A 16,818-nucleotide genomic window follows, 5' to 3' on the forward strand; every position below is an offset into this window, starting at 1 on the left:
TCTTCCGATCTGATGCTCGCGACGGCGCACAGCCAGGAGGACGAGCACCTGCCGGTGATCGTGTGGGGCGCCGCAGCGTTGCTGTTCGGCGCCGCGGCCACCGTGGCCCGACGTCGGGACCGACGGGTGGCGCGTATCCGATGACGCCGAGCGAGATAGCACGTGCCCGGGGTAGAGTCCCCCGACCAGGCGAGACCGGCAGCCGCAGAGAGCACGGGGGGCTGCCGGTGACATGTACCGATACGGGTCGGCCTCGTGATGGCCACCCGAGCGAGGGGTAGCCAGATGAGATCCGTACTGACCCGTTCCGGCGTGCCGCTCGCCCTCGTCGCCGTCGCCGCGTTCGTGACGTCGCTACTGCCGACGGCGACACCGACGACCCCCCAGGCTGCGGATGCGACCCAGACGGCGGCCGCGGGCACCTCGTCGGAGCGGGAGGGAGTCACCGACTGCCCGCCCGGCCAGATCAGCGCCGAGGAGTTCCTCGACCGGGAACGCCGGATGAAGAGCGCGCTGGGAGGGCCTGCCGCCGACTCCGGATCGCCGCCTACCGAGCCCTCGAGGAGGCCGACTTCGCTGGTCCGGACGGGTGCGTCCTCGACAAGCACCCGGAGCCCTTCGGCGAGCTGATGCTGCGCGCGCAGGACTACGCACAGCCCCGACTGGCGCCCACCGGCGACGTCTCGCCCAACGCCTTCGCTGCGGCGGTCGAGGAGCGGCAGCAGCTCGAGGCGCAGGCCGCGGCCGTCGACGGCATCTCCGGGACGGCGAGGGAGTACGCGCGGGGACCGCTCCTGATGGACGACTCACGGTACGGAACCTCAGGGCTCGGGCTCGTCTGGCAGATGGGGCGTGTCGACGACTTCGCGTGGGTACCCACCCACGGTCGGAACGGACGCCTGTACGCTTCGGTGGGGACCGGAGGGATCTGGTACTCGGACGACCTCGCGGAATCCTGGCGCTCGCTCACCGAGAACATGCCGTCCACGATCGTCGGCTCGGTCGGCTGGACGCCGGCTGGCGGCCCGAGCGGGACGCTCGTCACGGTCAGCGGTGACCCGACGTTCGGCGGGATCTCCGGCTACCCCGGGTACGGAACCTTCTACTCGGCCGATCAGGGCCAGACCTGGACGCGCGCAGAGGGTGTCCCGGCTGGCGGCCTCGGGTTCGAGGTCGAGGTCGACCCGACCAACCCGAACGAGGTCTACGTCGCCACGATGCTCGGGCTGTACCGCTCGACCGACGGTGGCCGGACCTTCTCCGACGTGGCGTTGCCCGTGAGCGACGAGTGCGCGCGGGCCGGCAGCCAGAACCCGGTCCCGCAGGGCTGCTGGCTCGCCAACGTCGTCACCGACGTGCTGATATCAAGGAGCCGGACGGCGCGGGGTTCACCGACGGGTCCCCGGCGGTTCCGGCCGGCACCGTCGTCGCCGCGGTCGGTTGGCGGGGCGGCAACCACGAGAACGAGGACGGCGTCGTTCAGTCGCCGGGCAACGGCATCTACCGGTCGGAGACCGGCGCGCCCGGCTCGTTCGTCCGGGTCGACGAGCGGCCGCCGGGTGAGACCGACAGCCCGCTGCACTTCACCGAGCAGCACCGGATCGGGCGCGTCGAGCTCGGTGCGGCCACCGGAGACGACCAGGACCACGACTACCTGTACGCCATCGTCCAGGACGCGGTCGCGATCAACGGCGGGATCAACACGATGGATGCTCCCGACGGCAGCCCAGACGAGGAGGTGCCCTACAACACGATGCTGGAGGGTGTCTACGTCTCGCCGGACTTCGGGGCGTCCTGGACACGGCTGAACGACGACCAGGACTACCAGGGCCCAGAGACAGGCTCGGCCCTGTCTGTGACGTTCTCGGCGCTCGGCTACCAACCGGGCATCCAGGCCTGGTACAACCTCTGCGTCCAGCCCGACCCCACGCGTACCGATCCCGTCACGAACGCCCCGACGCGCATGATCGTGTGCCTCGAGGAGGTCTGGCAGAACGAGGACACCAGTGACAGCGGTGCGCTGAACGAGTTCAAGGTCGACTCGGCCGGGAAGGGCACCGCGACCCCGATGAAGGTCATCGGGCCCTACTACAAGGGCACGACGTGCCAGGCGCTCACGCTGGGCGCCCCCCTGTGCCCCACGAACCGGGATCCAGCTGCCTCCACGACCACGCACCCGGACCAGCACGGGGCGCTGTTCCTCCCGGACGGTGAGGGCGGCGTGCACCTGTTCATGGGCAACGACGGCGGCGTCTACCGCCAGTCGAAGGGTCCCGATCAGGAGTTCGACTCGACGAGTTGGGGGAACGGCAACAACCTCGGGTTCCAGACGCTGCTGCCGTACCACGCTCGCATCGCGCGGGACGGGACGGTCTGGTTCGGACTCCAGGACAACGGGTCCGCCAAGGTCGACCCGGAGCCGAACCCCGTCGTCGAGGGTGAGGACGACCCCTTCGATGGGCAGAGGTTCAACCAGTACGCGACGTACGGCGGCGACGGCTTCTTCATGGCCGTGGACCCCGATAACAGCGACGTCGCCTACTCCGAGACCCCGCTGGCAGACATGCGGTCCACCGGTGACGGCGGGAAGTCGTGGAGTGGGATGGCGCCACCGTCCGAAGGTGAGCCCTACCGTTTCAACAACCCGTTCGTGATGGACCCGACCGACGCCAACCACCTGATGACGGCTGGTTCCAAGGTCTACGAGACGACCCAGGGACCTGGCACGACGACCAGTTCGTGGGTCGAGGTCTACGACCTCGGCACGTCCGCGAGCCCCGGCGATCCCGAGGCCGAAGCGGGCGAGGGCGAGATCGACAACCAGATGACCGCGATCGACACCGTGCGCGACGCGGCGTACGTCGGGTTCTGCGGGACGTGCGACATCCTGAACAGCGACGTGCCGTTCCAGAACGGGCTCGCGACGAACGTCGACGGTGGTGAACCCCGGGAGCGTCTGACCTCCAAGGGCTGGCACATCGCTTCGGCGAAGGGGCTCCCGAACCGGTTCATCACCTCGATCTCGATCGACCCGAACGACGTGCGGACGATCTACGTCACCCTCGGCGGGTACAGCCGGAAGTGGTTCGGACCCGACGGCAGCCTCGGCGACGACAACCAGAACATCGGCACCGGGCACCTGTTCGTGTCGCGCGACGCAGGTGAGACGTTCGCAGACATCAGCGGCAACCTGCCGGACGTCACCGCGAACTGGGCGACCCTGCGCGGCGACCAGCTGATCGTCGGGACCGACGTCGGACTGTTCGCCTCCGGGACGAACGGCGCCGGCAATGCGTCGCCGACGTTCGCGCCGCTGCCAGGCGTACCGGCCGCCGATCACCTCGACGCAGCTACAGCCGGGCGACCCCAACACGCTGATGATCTCGACCTACGGGCGGGGTATCTGGTCGTACACCTTCGACCAAGAGCTGCCATCCAGGGTGTACGAGCGTGTCGCCGGCGATGACCGGATCCTGACCGCGATCGAGGTATCCAAGGAGCACCACGACCGCTCCGACACCGTGGTGCTGGCACGGCACGACATCTACCCGGACGCGCTGGCCGGGGCGCCGCTGGCCTACCAGCGGAACGCGCCCCTGCTGCTCACGACCTCCGGGGCGCTGCACCCCGACACCGCGACGGAGATCCGCCGCCTGGGGGCGGACCGAGCGATCCTGCTGGGAGAGACCGCGGCCCTGTCCGCGCGGGTCGAGGCCGACCTCGCGGCGCTCGGGGTGGATACCACCCGGATCGGTGGTCCGGATCGGTTCGACACGGCCCGCAGGATCGCACAGGAGGTCAGCGACGAGCACGTCTACATCGTCGAGGGTGCGGACCCGGACCCCAGCCGTGGGTGGCCGGACGCACTGTCGGTCGCGCCCCTCGCGGCCCACCAGCAGCGACCGATCCTGCTGGTGACGACCGAGGTCCTCCCCGAGGCGACCAAGCGGGCGATCGATGAGCTCGACGCCACCGAGGCGACGATCGTCGGTGGGCCGGTCGCGATCAGCGAGGAGGTCCGGGCGCAGGTCGAGGAGCAGGGACTGATCCTCAAAGAGGTGGCGGGCGAGGACCGCTACGACACCTCCGCGCAGGTCGCCACGATCGCGAAGGCCGCCGGGATGAGCGAGGACGAGCCGTGGCTCGCGACGGGGACGAACTTCCCTGACGCGCTCACCGCCGGCCCGACCGTCGCCGCGCACGGGGGGGTGCTCCTGTTGGTGCCGCCCCACGTGCACGAAGGCGGTCCCACCTACGGGTGGCTCGACACCAACGCCATCCGGTTCACCCACGTGCGGTTCGTCGGCGGTCCCGTCGCGATCTCCGAGCACGTCGTCGAGGAGGTCAAGGCTGCGGTCCAGGACGGGGTCACCCCCGACCCACCGCCGCCGCCGCTCGACGGCGAGACGCTGGCCGGTCCGTTCACGTTCGAGACCGGGTCCGAGGGATGGACCTCCGACAGCACCGACCCGGTCGTGGAGTGGCGGGTCGGCCCGCCCGGTCACGACTCCGGGCAGAGCTTCAACGTCCCGACCTACAACAACGAGATGAGCACCACCCTGACGTCACCGGAGTTCGCCCACCCGGGCGGCCGGGTGCTGCTCGACTGGTGGCAGCGCGTCAACACCGAGGAGGGGTGGGACTACCTCACCGTCGGCTGGTCCAGCGACGGCGAGAAGTTCCAAACCGTCGAGGGGTACTCGGGGCCGAACCCCGATTACCCCGGGTTCACGAACCAGCGGATCGAGTTCGTGGCGCCTGAGGGACCGCTGTACATCCGGTTCACCTTGAGCAGCGACGCGCTCGTGACGTCCGAGGGTGCCTACATCGATGACGTGATCATCCAACACTAGGCGCCGGTCGTGACCGGTCGAGTGGCAGCCCCACCCCGCGGTAGGGGTTGAGCTGCCACTCGACGGCTGGGTCAGCGGCCAGGCCGCGCCCCGATGCGGTCGAGCGCCCCGAAGAACGCGTCCACGTCGTCCTCGCTCGAGTACACGTGGGGGCAGATGCGCAACGCCCCGTGCCGCTCGTCCACGATGACGCGTTCCTGGCGGAGCAGCGTGTCCAGCACGTCCTCCGAGTCCTGCACCCCGATCGCGACCATCCCGCCTCTGCGGGCGGGGTCCCGGGGCGTGCGGACCGGGTAGCCCTCGTCGTCCGCGCGCTCGACCAGGTACGAGGTGAGCTCGGCGACCCTCGCGTGGATCCGGTCGGGTCCGATGTCGTGGATCAGGTCGAGGCCGGCAGCGGCCGCGAACACCGCCGCGGGTGACGGGGTGCCGAGCGCGAAACGCCGCGCGGTCTCGGGCCAGTCGAGCCGCGAGTTGTCGAACGCGAAGAAGTCGGCCTGACTGAACCAGCCGGTGACGAGCGGCTCGAGGGCGGTGATGCGGTCGCGGCGCACGTACAGGAACGCCACGCCCGGTCCGCCGAGCAGGTACTTCAACGGCCCGCCGACGAGGGCGTCGCAGCCGACCTCGTGGACGTCGATCGGGACCACGCCGGACCCGTGGTAGTCGTCGAGTACGCACCAGGCGCCGGCCTGGCCACAGCCCGCAGCGAGCTCGCGTGCGTCCAGGACCGCGCCGTCCAGGTACGACACCCGCGAGGCGCTGACCACGGCGGTGCGGTCGTCGAGGGCGTCGAGGTACGCACGCTCGTGGGCGGAACGATCTCCCTCGACCCAGACGACCTCCGCGCCCCGACGCTCCTGCGCGAGCCAGACGTGGCAGTCCGTCGGGAACTCCGAGCGTGCCAGCAGGATCCGGGCGCGGCCCTCCGGGAACGTGATCGCGGTGGCCAGCGAGGACAGGCCCGTCGAGACCGAGGGTGTGAGCACGACCTCCTCCGGGTCGGCGCCGATGAGCCGGGCGTAGCTGGCCTCGAGCCGGTGCATCTCCGGGATGATGTGGTCGAACCAGACGAGCTCCGCGGACGCCTCGGACCGCCAGAGGTCCAGGAACCGGTCGACCGCGGCGCGCACGGGTCGGGACAACGGGGCGAGCGTGTGTGCTCCCAGGAACGTGGTGTCCTGGACGGCCGGGAACAGCTCGCGGAGCGCAAGCAGGTCGTCGGGTCCTCTCACAGGTCTACCATCAGCAGGTCGAGGTGGTGGACGGCCGTCGCCCAGGCCGCGGATCCGGTGTCGAGGTGCTCGAAGTGGCCCTCGTCCTCGATGAGCACCCCCCGCGCCCGGTCGCCGGCCGCGATGGCGTCCTCGACGTACCGCTCGGTCTGGTCGGGTGGGACGAGGTCGTCGGTGGCGCCGTGGAGGGCAACGACCGGGACACCGATCGGGAGCCGTTCGATCGGCGATGCGAGGCCGTACCGGTCGGTCACCTCCGTGGGCTCGCCACCGAGGAACCGCTGGGTGGAGCCACCCCCGAGCCGCTGGGCGGCTGCCGTCCGCAGGTCGAGGATCCCGGCCTGGCTGATCACGCCCCGGATCCGCACCCGCGGATCCGCGCCCGGAGCACCTCCTGGCAGGCCCGGACGCGCCGCCCCCCAGGCCGCCAGGTGGCCTCCGGCGGAGTGACCGACGCTGACGAGACGGTCGAGGTCCAGCCGATGATCTGCGGCGAGGTCCGCGAGGTGGTCGATCCCCGCGGCCACGTCGTCGATGGTCCGCGGCCAGCCCCCACCGTTGCCGATACGGCGGTACTCGACGTTCCAGACGGCGTAGCCCCGTCCGGCCAGGTCCTGCGCCAACGGGCTCGTCAGCGAGGCGTCGTAGCGCGCCAACCAGAACCCGCCGTGGATCATCACGATCGCAGGGTGCGGTCCGTCACCCTCCGGGAGGTGCAGCTCGCCGTACTGGGCCGGATCGTCGCCGTAGTTGATCCTCACCGCAGCGAGCGAACCGGTCGAGGATGCCCCGTGATCGCGACGGTCCGCGCGCCACCCCACGTCCGCTGAGCACCCAACCGCGACCCTTCCGACCCGGACGCGCCCGGGACCCTAGACCAGCCCCCTCCCTCCGGCTCGCGGAGGGCCTTGTGAACCTGGTGCGCCGCATGTGGCGTTCTGCGTTCACAGGCGGGTGGGTTGCAGGTCGTGGACGGGCCTTGTGAACCTGGTGCGCCGCATGTGGCGTTCTGCGTTCACAGGTGGGTGGCGAGGGCGAGCGGGATGTGGCGCTCGGCGTCGGTGAGGGATCCGTGGTGCCCGACGAGCTCACGCTGGCGTGGGTCGACCGTCTTCTGCACGATAACGACCGGGGAGCGGGCCGCGACGACCACGTCGCCGATCCGGCTGCGTGCGGTGTCGGTCACGTCGCCGCCGAACCAGCCCGCCCGGATCGCGTCGTCGCGCCCCAGCACCCAGCACCGGTCAGCGAGCTCCTGCTGCCAGCGCCCCACCACGTCCCGCGCCGACCGGTCATCATGGGTGTGCACGTGGCGCAGCCGCGGCTCGCCGGCTAGCACGCGCACGTCGTCGAGGAGGTGGGGGGTGTCCGCTACCTCGATCTGGTCCTCCTCCGCCACGTCGACCATCCCGTGGTCCGCGATCACGACGAGTGACGCACCAGCCGGCAGGCGCGCGGCCAGTCCTGCCACCAGCCGGTCGGCGGCGGCGAGCTCCTCGCGCCACTCGTCGCTGTCGATGCCGTGCACGTGGCCCGCGAGGTCGAGCGCCCCGTGGTAGGCGTAGACCAAGCGTCGCTCCCGCTCGCTGAGGAGGTCGGGGACGGCATGGATCAGTTCGGCTGGCGAGTCCGCCCCGACGTGGGTGCCGCCGCGCAGCGTGGCACGTTGCAGGCCGCTGCCGGCGTGGTCCCGCGGTCCGACGGTCACCGGTTCCAGACCGGCCCCGGCGGCACGTTCCATCAGGGTCGGTCGTGGTTGGAACCGCTCGGGGGGCTGGACCTCCTCGAGGGAGACCTCGGGCCCCACGCCGGCGAGCTTCCAGCGCAACAGGCTCATGGGACGGTCGTCGTCCGGCAGCGCCACGGTGGCGCCGAGCAGCCCGTGCTCCCCCGGCGGCAAGCCCGTCGAGAGGCTCGCGAGGCTGGTGGCGGTCGTGGTAGGCACGGCGGCGTCGAGTGGCTCGGGGCGTGCCAGTTCGACCAGGGTCGGGGCGAGGTCGGCGTGCTCGTGCAGCAGGTGGAAGCCCATGCCGTCGATCAGCAGAAGACAGGTCCGGGGAACCTCGGGCAGCCGGATCGTCGGGTTCGCGGTGCCGACGCCCAGTGCAGACAGCACCGACGGGAGGACGTCGGCGATCGAGGCCTCTGCGTACCGCGGACCCGCCGGTGGCGGGGTCACGCGGGACCGACCTGGACGGTGACCTCGTCCGACGCCCTGATCGCCTCGACCAGCCGTTCGTCGGACCTCACGTGGACGCCGGGCCACAGCACGCTGCGGATCGCCTCACCTTCGACGACGGCGCCCTCGCCGACGACGGTCTCGCCTCCGGACGCGGCGAGGTTGGCATCCAGGTACTCCCGGTGCGTCCCGCAGTCGTGGTAGGGCGCGTCGCTGACGGCGAGGTCCAGCCGGCCCTGCTCGTGGTGGGGACCGAGCACCGCCGGGTACAGCCCGAGGCGTTCCGCGGGGAGCTCGCGGACGACCTCCCACGGCAGCACCGCCGCGCCCGTGTACCGGAGGTCGCCGAAGTCCCCCCGGTCGCGGTCGCGGATGGTCAGCACCCGGACCCGCTCGCCATCCCACCCCTCAACGAGCCCCGCGAGGTCGTCCGGGTGGTAGACGTCCGAGTTGCACACCAGCACGTCGGCCCCATCGAACCAGTCGCGCAGCTGTCCGAGCGCTCCGGCCGTCTCGAGCGCCTCGGGCTGTTCGACCGACAGGTGGACGCCGGCCCCCTCGAGGTGCTCCGCGATCCGCTCGTGCAGGTGCCACGCGTTCACCGCGGTGCGCTCCACGCGTGGTCGCACCCTTGCCAGCGCGAGGTCCAACATCGGGACGTCACCGACCGGACACAGCGCCTTCGGTCGCAGGTGGGTCAACGGGCGTAGCCGGGTACCTGACCCGGCGGCGAACACCACCCCTACGAGCGTCACCGTGACCTCCACGCCGTCGCGATCGGACGCTAGTTGGCCGCGAGGCGACACCCAGGGGACCTACCCTCCCGAACGTACGTTCGCAGCCCACGCCATGGTCCGTACCGTCGGGGTGGACGACAGGGAAGGGGAGCGAGATGACCGGTGTCCTGGAACAGGGTGACCTGCACGTGCTGTACCGGCCCGCGGTCGAGGAGGACGAGCCATCGGGGTTGGTCGACGTGGCGGACATCTACCTCGTCCTCGTTCCACGCGAGGACCGCCCCGCCCGCATGGTGACGGTCGGCCGGAAGCGTCTGCCCACGGTCGACGAGCACGACCGCTTCTGGGGGTACGTGTCGGCTGTCCCGGAGGACCGAGACCAGCTCGCCGAGATCCTCGGACCGGACACCTACGAGACCCGGACGCGGGGACGCCGTCGTCGCCCCGCCTGCCGCCCCGCCGCGACGGGCGTGTACGACCTGCGACGGCTGGGCCGGGATACGAGGCTCGTGGTCGTGTTCGACGACGCGGACCAGGATCCGGGGGCCGGGGAGGTCCAAGACGCGCTCAACGTCCCCCCGGAGGCGACGTACGTCGTCTCCGTGAAGAACCCCGACGCGGGGTCGCCGCCCGGGGCGGGTCTCGACGACGCCCGACAGGCCGATCTCCCGGGGGAGCTGCGGGATCGCTTCGAGGGACGCCGCTGGATCGCGGTGGACCCGCCCGACTTCCTCGACCACGAGGGCGTCGAGCTGCTGTTCATCGGGGCGGAGGAGGAGGCCGAGGGTCTCTGGGACGACGCTGCCGACGCCGCTGACCCGTACGCGCAGCTCCGACTCGACCGCGAGCAGCACCCGCCCCAGCCCCTGCTCGAGGGATCGTGGGCGTGACGGGTCGGGGACCCACGCGTCGGGGGTCCCGCCACTAGCGTTGCCCGGCGTGGACCGCCCGATCGTCATCGCGCACCGGGGTGCCTCCCGCGACGCACCCGAGCACACCGTGCACGCCTACGAGGAGGCGGTCCGCCAGGGCGCGGACTCGATCGAGCTCGACCTGCAGCTCACCGCGGACGGCGTGCTCGTCGCGTTGCACGACGACACGCTCGAGCGCGTCGCCGGCCTGCCCGACCGGGTCGCGGGGGTCGAGTACGCCGAGCTGCGCGACGTCGACATCGGGGTGTGGTTCAACCGTGAGCACCCCGACCTCGCCGACGAACGTTTCGTCGACGCTCGCGTACAGACGCTCAGCGACGTGCTGTCCGCGCACCCTCCGCCCTTCCGGCTGCACCTCGAGCTGAAGACCCCGAGCGTTCACGGCGGCCGGATCGAGCACACCCTCGCCGACGTCCTCCGGGACCACGGTGAGCTGGATGGCCCCCGCGAGGAGAGCCGGCTCCTGGTCGAGTGCTTCGAGCCGGACAGCCTGCAGCTGGTCCGGTCGCTGGCCCCCGAACTCCCCACCGGACTGCTGTGGTACGAGGCACGCCCCGACCTCCTGCTCGGCGAGCTCCCCGGCTGGGTCGACGTGTCCTGCCCCGAGGCCTTCGTCGCGCTGGTGCACCCCGAGCTGGTCGCCGCGACCCACGACCGCGGCCGGGACGTCCACGTGTGGACCGTCGACGAGCCGGAGGAGATCGCGGCGCTCGTCGAGGCCGACGTCGACGGGATCTTCACGAACCGGCCGGCCGTCGCCAGACAGGCGGTGGACAGCCGGTAGGCCTCAGTCGCCGTCCGGATCGAACGTGATGATCGGGCTCGGTGTCTCGCTGCCCGATGGGGTCGGGGACGGCGAGGCGCTGGGGTCCTCGTCCGGGGTCGGGCTGGACGGCTCCTGGGGTCCGTCGCTGATGACGATCGTGACCTCGGAGCCCTTCGGGGCGCGGGAGCTGCCCTCGGGCTCCTGACGGATGACCTTGCCCTCGTCGACGGTGTCGGACGGCTCGCGGTACGTGAGGACCTCGAAGTCCACGGCCTCGAGCTGGAACCGGGCCTCCGCCTCGGTGAGCCCCACGACGCGCGGCACGATCTCCGTCTCCTCGCCCGCGCTGATGATCAGCGTCACCGACGAGTTCACGGGCACGCTGGTTCCGATCGCGGGATCGGTGCCGATCACGCGGCCCTTCTCGACCTCTTCGTCGAACCGCTCCTCGCGCCCTTCGATCGCCAGTTCCGCGTTCCGGAGGGCCGCGACCGCGTCCTGCTCGGCCATCCCCGCCACGTTCGGGATGACCACGGGGCGTGGGCCGCGCGACAGCGTCAGCGTGACGGTCCCGCCGTCCTCGAGCCGGCTGCCCGGACCGGGATCCTGCGCGAGCACCCGCCCCTCGTCCACGTCGGAGCTGTACTCGGCGGGGCCGAACCGCGCCGACAGCCCCTGCGCGCTCAGCGCCTGTTGTGCGTCCGCGGGGGTGTCGTTGACCACGTTCGGGACCGTGCGCAGGACCGTGCTCTCGCCCGTGAGGCTGGACGCCAGCAGCCAGATCCCCCCCGCGAACGCCAGGACGGTCAGCAGCCCGAGGATGGCGTAGCCGACCGTGCGCCGGCGGCGGTGCTGCAGGGCCGTGCGCGGCGGGCGGTTACCGATCAGCTCGGCGTCGAGCATGGCGGTCTCGTCCGGCGACAGCACGGCCGGGGCGCTCACCGTCTGCCCGGCCCGGGCTCTCAGGACATCGTCGCGCATCTCGGCCGCCGTGGCGTACCGGTTCGTCGGGTTCTTGGCCATGGCCTTGACGGCGATCGCCTCGGCGGGAGGAGAGATCGACGGGTCGATCCGCCGAGGAGCGACGGGTTGTTCCTGGACGTGCTGGTAGGCGACCCCGACGGCGCTGTCGCCCTCGAACGGCTGCCGGCCGGTCAGCATCTCGTAGAGCACGACCCCCAGCGAGTAGAGATCCGACCGCGCGTCCACCTCGACCCCCTGCGCCTGCTCGGGCGAGAGGTACGCCGCCGTTCCCAGCACGTTCGCGGTCTCGGTGACGGTGTGCGAGTCGATCGCTCGCGCGATGCCGAGGTCGGTGACCTTCACGGTCCCGTCGTCGTCCAGCAGGATGTTCCCCGGCTTGACGTCGCGGTGGATCACGCCCCGCTGGTGCGCGTACTCCAACGCCGCGCACACGTCGGCGCAGACCTCGAGGCTGCGGTCCTCGGTGAGGCCGCCGCGCGCCAGGACCTGCTGCAGGGACCTCCCAGGGACGAGCTCCATCACGATGAAGGGCAGGTCGCCGTGCTGACCCGTGTCGTAGACCTTGACGAGGTTCGGGTGGTTCAGGGCGGCGGCCTGCTGCGCCTCGCGGCGGAACCGACGCTGGAACTGCTCGTCGTCGCTGAAGCGCGTCGACAGGACCTTGACCGCGACGTCCCGCTGGAGCACCTCGTCGGTCCCGCCCCACACCTCGGCCATCCCGCCACGGCCGATCAAGCGCTCGAGGCGGTAGCGGCCAGCTAGCAGCACGTCCGCCTGCGGCACGGAGGAAGGGGGGTTGGGCACGGGCTCTCTCTCCCCCGGTGGAACGGGTTCGGGAGGTCGCCTGAACGGTACCAACCGCCCCCTTCCGTGGCCGCCACCCGCGCCCCCACATCACGGGAAGGATCTCTCGCACCCCCCGGTGGAGATGCTCCCAGATGCGCGGGCTCGGGGGCTCGCGGCGTTGGGTCAGGAGGCGCCAGCGATGGCCGACAGGACGGCCTGGGCGATCGGGGCAGCGTCGACCCCGCCCGTGGCGCCTTCGCCTGCGTCCGGCAGGGCTACCGCGATCGCCGCGCGTGGGACCGGGCTGCCGGCCTCGTCGGGCGTCGACACGAAACCCACGAACCAGGCGTGCGGCGACCCGCTGCCGGGATCCGCGGTGCCGGTCTTGCCGCCCACGACCGCCCCGTCGACCTGAGCGCGACGCCCCGTGCCCCCCTCCACGACCCCGATCATCAGCTGCCGCAACGTGTCCGCGGTCTGGCGGCTCACGGCCTGGGCCGTGAACGAGCCCTGCACCCAGGGACCGGAGTCCGGTCCCCGGACGCGCCGGCCGGACGGATCCAGCACCTCGGCCACCACGTAGGGCTTCATCAGGACGCCCTGGTTCGTGATGGCGCCGGCCACCATCGCCATCTGCATCGCGGTGGCCTGGACCTCGAAACCACCGATGGCCGCCTGTGCGGTCGTCGGAGGGTCGAGCTCCTTGGGGATCGACGACTCGGCGACGGGCAGCGCGTACGGCGGCTGCCGGTTGAAGCCGAACCGCTCGGACTGCTGGATCAACGCGTCGTCGCCCAGCTCGACGCCGAGCCGGGCGAACACGGTGTTGCACGACACGATCAGGGCCTGCTCGAGGGTGATCGTGCCGCCCCCCGTGCAGGTCCCGCCGCCGTAGTTGCCGATCCGGTGGTCCGTCTGGGGCGGCTGGTAGCTGCCCTCGTCGGGGAAGGTCGTCTCCCTGCCGAACCCCCGCTCGAGGGCCGCGGCAGCGACGATGAGCTTCATCGTCGAGCCGGGGTTGTAGCGCCGCTCGATCGCACGGTCGGCCAGCGGCTGGGCCGGGTCCTGTTGGAGCTGTTCCCAGTAGGCCCGGATGTCGCCGGGGTCGTGGCTCGACAGTCGGTTGGGGTCGTAGGTGGGGTTACTCGCGTGGGCGAGGACGGCACCAGATCGCGGGTCCAACGCGATGATCGCCCCTGCCCGGTCCCCCAACGCCTCCACGGCGGTCTGTTGCGCGGCGGGCAGCAGGGTCAGTCTGAGCCGGTTGCCTTTGCGGTCACCGGCACCCAGCAGTTGGCTCAGGTTCTCGGCGAGCGCCTCCGTCGGGGTTCCGGTGAGCGCTTCGTTCATGGTCCGTTCGAGGCCGTCGCGCCCGTAGACGACCGAGTAGTAGCCCATGAGGTGGGCGTACAGCGTCGCCGGCTCGTACCGCCGCCGGTACTTGAGGTCGCCCTCCGTCGGCTCGCTCGTCGCCACCGCCTCGTCGGCGACGATGATCGGTCCACGATCGATCTGGTACTCCTCGATCAGGAGCCGCCGGTTCGCGGGGTGGTTCGCGAGCTCCTCGGCCTTGAGCAGCTGCACGACGTTGAGGTTCACGAACAGCGCACCGAACAGCAGCAGCGTGAACCCGGCGAGACGGCGGACCTGACGGGTCATCGGCGGCCCCCCTTCACGCCCGCGCCCCGGTCAGCGCGGTCCGGCGGGCGCGGTCGCTCACCCGCAGCAGCAGCGCGAGCAGCACGTAGTTCGCCACCAAGCTGGAGCCACCGTAGGACACGAAGGGGAGGGTGATGCCGGTGAGCGGCACGAGCCGGGTGATGCCGCCGACGATGACGAACACCTGCAGGGCGAGGATCGCCGCCAACCCCGCAGCCAGCAGCGTCCCGACGTCGTCCGTGGCGATGAGGGCGGTCTTGTAGCCCTTGACGACGATGAGGAGGAACGCCACGAGGACCGCTGTGGCCCCGAGCAGACCCAGCTCCTCGCCGAGGACGGCGAAGATGGCATCGGTCGCCGCGGCCGGGATCTCGGGGTGGCCGAGGCCCAGGCCCGTCCCCGTCAGGCCCCCGGTCCCCATCGCGAAGAGCGACTGGACGAGCTGGTAGCTCTCGTCGGAGATGCGCTCGGGCGCCCAGGGGTGCAGCCAGATGTCGAACCGCAGTCGCACGTGCGAGAACATCGCGTAGGCGGCGGTCCCGGCGACCGCGAACGTCGCCGTGCCGATCGCGGGGTAGGCCGGGCGACCGGTCGCCACGTACAGCAGCGCGACGAAGACCCCGAAGAACAGCAGGCTCGAGCCGAGGTCCCGCTGGGCGACGAGGATCCCGATGCCGCCGAGCGCCGCGACCAGCACGGGCGCGAGGTGGCGGGCCGGCGGCACGAGGAACGGGCCGATCCGGGTGGTGGCGACGGTCAGCAGCGCCCGCTTCTCGTCCAGGTAGCCGGCCAGGAACACCACCATCGCGATCTTCGCGAACTCACCGGGCTGGAAGCTGACGATGCCGAGGTCCACCCAGAGGCGCGCCCCGTTGACCTCGTAGCCGATCCCGGGGACCATCGGCAGCATCAACAGGGCCAGCGTGGCCAAGCCGAACGTGTAGCGGTAGCGCGCGAGCCGCCGGTGGTCGTCGACCACGATCAGGGTGAGGGCGAACGCCCCGATCCCGACGACGGTCCACGTGGTCTGGGCGACCGCCAGGTCCGCCCCCGCCCCGGCGTCGAGCCGACGGATCAGCACCAGCCCCAGCCCGTTGAGGAGGAACGCCGCCGGGAGCAGCACGGGGTCGGCGAACGGCGCGAACCGTTGCACCGCCAGGTGGGCCACGACCGCGAGTGCCACCAACGCCCCGAGGTACACGAACGTCCCGCCGGGGATGCCCTCGGCGGTCGCGAGCAGCACCAGGATGTACGCACCGACGACCACGACGAGCGCGAGGATGAGCAGTCGACGCTCCGTGGCCCTCGCTCGGTCCGCGGCGGGGGCGCGGTCCTCGCTCACCCGGATGGGCTCTCGGTCGGTGACGACCTCCCGGGGGATGGGCTGTCGCCGGGGCTCCCGCCGCTCGACGACCCGCTGCGACGCGGGGCGTTCTGGACGATGCTGCGGGCGTCCTGCAGGTCGGTCGCCGCCACGCCGTCCTCGAACGCGTTCACCTGGAAGCCGGGGAGCTCGTCAGCGGTGACCTCGGTCTCCTCGGCGACCCAGTACAGGTGCAGCGGTCCGAGAGACGCGGGCACGCCGTGGAAGATGGCGACCTGGTCCTCGTCCATCCCGACGAAGTAGGAGCGGGACAGCAGCCACCAGCCCCCCAGCGCCCCGAGCACGATCAGCGTCAGCAGCACCACGATCGTGGTGATGACCCGCTGCCGCCGGAGAGGGTCGGATCCACCGTCGTCGTCGAGCGATCGCCGCCCGAAGGTCCCGAGGCGTCCCAGCTTCTGCGCCCACTCGCGGCCGGCCGTGTCCTGGCCCTCCTCGCCGGCTCGTGCGTCGGGGCGGATCACGGTGGGCCCGCCCACGGGCGGGGCGTCGTCGTCGATGTACCGCAGCAGGACGACGGTGATGTTGTCCGGTCCCCCTGCCTCGTTGGCGGCGTCGATCAGCGAGCGTGCCGCCTCGTCGACGTCGGCTTCGGATCCGACGATCTCCTCGATCGTGGTGTCCGACAGGGGGCCCGTGAGTCCGTCCGAGCACAGCAGGATCTGGTCGCCGTCCTGCAGCTCGATCGTCAACGTGTCCACGTCCAGGTCGACGTCGACCCCGATCGCGCGGGTGATGATCGAGCGGTGAGGATGGTGGGCGGCCTCCTCCTCGGTGATCTGCCCCTCCTCGATCAGGTGCGCGACGAGGGTGTGGTCCCGGGTCAGCTGCGTGAGGTCGCCGTCGCGGATCAGGTAGGCGCGGGAGTCCCCGACGTGGGCGACGTGCAGCCGGCGGCCCTCCACGATCGTTGCGGTCAACGTGGTGCCCATGCCGCGCAGATCGGGCTCGTCCGCGGCCTTCCGGACGACCGCAGCGTTCGCCGCGAGGACCGCGTCGAGCATGGCGGCCTGGACGGTCGCCGCGTCCTGGAACACCCTGCCGTCCAGCGCCTGGACCGGCAGCAGCGCGGTGGCCGAGGCGACATCGCCCGCGAGGTGGCCGCCCATGCCGTCCGCCACGGCGAAGACGCTCTCGCCCAGGTGGTACGCGTCCTCGTTGCGTCGCCGGGCGCGACCCCGGTCGGTGACGGCGGCGGACCGGAGCTCCCTCATCGCCGGACCTCGATCCGGGTCTTGCCCAGACGCAACTGGTCGCCGGCGCCGATCTCCGTGGGTTGGGTGACCTTGGCACCGTTGAGGTA

General features: G+C 71.4%; 13 protein-coding genes. 5 read left to right on the top strand and 8 right to left on the bottom strand.

What is annotated here, in order from left to right; genetic code table 11:
• Positions 1-285: 285 nt before the first annotated feature.
• The 3 genes from KY469_20605 to KY469_20615 all read left to right on the top strand — a co-directional run bounded on the left by KY469_20605 (position 286) and on the right by KY469_20615 (position 4,853).
• Entirely contained in the window at positions 286-630 is a 345-nt protein-coding gene (locus KY469_20605; GenBank protein MBW3665503.1) for a hypothetical protein, read from the top strand.
• A 658-nt stretch (positions 631-1,288) separates the two neighbouring features.
• On the top strand, positions 1,289-3,466 hold the full coding sequence (locus KY469_20610) for a hypothetical protein (GenBank protein MBW3665504.1): 2,178 nt from the start codon (positions 1,289-1,291) through the stop codon (positions 3,464-3,466).
• On the top strand, positions 3,441-4,853 hold the full coding sequence (locus KY469_20615; protein MBW3665505.1) for a cell wall-binding repeat-containing protein: 1,413 nt from the start codon (positions 3,441-3,443) through the stop codon (positions 4,851-4,853). The genes KY469_20610 and KY469_20615 overlap by 26 nt, the downstream gene beginning before the upstream one ends.
• Before the next feature lie 71 nt (positions 4,854-4,924).
• Here the strand turns inward: KY469_20615 and KY469_20620 are convergent, their stop codons facing one another.
• The 4 genes from KY469_20620 to KY469_20635 form a co-directional block, all read right to left on the bottom strand.
• The gene (locus KY469_20620; protein ID MBW3665506.1) at positions 4,925-6,088 is read right to left on the bottom strand and encodes an aminotransferase class V-fold PLP-dependent enzyme; all 1,164 of its coding nucleotides are present in this window, start codon (positions 6,086-6,088) and stop codon (positions 4,925-4,927) included.
• A complete protein-coding gene (locus KY469_20625; GenBank protein ID MBW3665507.1) occupies positions 6,085-6,765 on the bottom strand; it encodes an alpha/beta hydrolase in 681 nt (226 codons plus the stop codon). The genes KY469_20620 and KY469_20625 overlap by 4 nt, the downstream gene beginning before the upstream one ends.
• Positions 6,766-7,103: 338 nt before the next feature.
• Entirely contained in the window at positions 7,104-8,267 is a 1,164-nt protein-coding gene (locus tag KY469_20630) for an alkaline phosphatase family protein (GenBank protein ID MBW3665508.1), read from the bottom strand.
• Complete coding sequence (locus KY469_20635; protein ID MBW3665509.1) at positions 8,264-9,034, bottom strand: NTP transferase domain-containing protein; 771 nt, start codon at positions 9,032-9,034, stop codon at positions 8,264-8,266. Before KY469_20635 ends, KY469_20630 begins: the two co-directional genes overlap by 4 nt.
• 125 nt (positions 9,035-9,159) lie before the next feature.
• Here KY469_20635 and KY469_20640 point away from each other — a divergent pair, with 125 nt between their 5' ends.
• Both KY469_20640 and KY469_20645 read left to right on the top strand, forming a co-directional pair.
• Positions 9,160-9,894: a hypothetical protein gene (locus tag KY469_20640; protein ID MBW3665510.1), complete on the top strand. Its 735-nt coding sequence runs from the start codon at positions 9,160-9,162 to the stop codon at positions 9,892-9,894.
• Positions 9,895-9,943: 49 nt separating this feature from the next.
• The gene (locus KY469_20645) at positions 9,944-10,720 is read left to right on the top strand and encodes a glycerophosphodiester phosphodiesterase (protein ID MBW3665511.1); all 777 of its coding nucleotides are present in this window, start codon (positions 9,944-9,946) and stop codon (positions 10,718-10,720) included.
• A 3-nt stretch (positions 10,721-10,723) separates the two neighbouring features.
• Here KY469_20645 and pknB read toward each other — a convergent pair whose 3' ends face one another.
• The 4 genes from pknB to KY469_20665 form a co-directional block, all read right to left on the bottom strand.
• Positions 10,724-12,490: a Stk1 family PASTA domain-containing Ser/Thr kinase gene (gene pknB, locus KY469_20650; GenBank protein ID MBW3665512.1), complete on the bottom strand. Its 1,767-nt coding sequence runs from the start codon at positions 12,488-12,490 to the stop codon at positions 10,724-10,726.
• A 165-nt stretch (positions 12,491-12,655) separates the two neighbouring features.
• Positions 12,656-14,131: a penicillin-binding protein 2 gene (locus KY469_20655; protein MBW3665513.1), complete on the bottom strand. Its 1,476-nt coding sequence runs from the start codon at positions 14,129-14,131 to the stop codon at positions 12,656-12,658.
• Positions 14,132-14,144: 13 nt separating this feature from the next.
• Complete coding sequence (locus KY469_20660) at positions 14,145-15,473, bottom strand: FtsW/RodA/SpoVE family cell cycle protein (protein MBW3665514.1); 1,329 nt, start codon at positions 15,471-15,473, stop codon at positions 14,145-14,147.
• Complete coding sequence (locus KY469_20665) at positions 15,470-16,729, bottom strand: Stp1/IreP family PP2C-type Ser/Thr phosphatase (GenBank protein ID MBW3665515.1); 1,260 nt, start codon at positions 16,727-16,729, stop codon at positions 15,470-15,472. Before KY469_20665 ends, KY469_20660 begins: the two co-directional genes overlap by 4 nt.
• Positions 16,730-16,818: the final 89 nt, after the last annotated feature.

The sequence above is a fragment of the Actinomycetota bacterium genome (assembly GCA_019347575.1).
Classification (GTDB): domain Bacteria; phylum Actinomycetota; class Nitriliruptoria; order Nitriliruptorales; family Nitriliruptoraceae; genus JAHWKY01.

Bases quoted from the DNA above. Each gene is read 5' to 3' on its own strand.
- KY469_20625 (MBW3665507.1), bottom strand. From the start codon at position 6,765: ATGATCCACGGCGGGTTCTGGTTGGCGCGCTACGACGCCTCGCTGACG.
- KY469_20640 (MBW3665510.1), top strand. From the start codon at position 9,160: ATGACCGGTGTCCTGGAACAGGGTGACCTGCACGTGCTGTACCGGCCC.
- KY469_20655 (MBW3665513.1), bottom strand. From the start codon at position 14,131: ATGACCCGTCAGGTCCGCCGTCTCGCCGGGTTCACGCTGCTGCTGTTC.
- KY469_20665 (MBW3665515.1), bottom strand. From the start codon at position 16,729: ATGAGGGAGCTCCGGTCCGCCGCCGTCACCGACCGGGGTCGCGCCCGG.
- KY469_20605 (MBW3665503.1), top strand. From the start codon at position 286: ATGAGATCCGTACTGACCCGTTCCGGCGTGCCGCTCGCCCTCGTCGCC.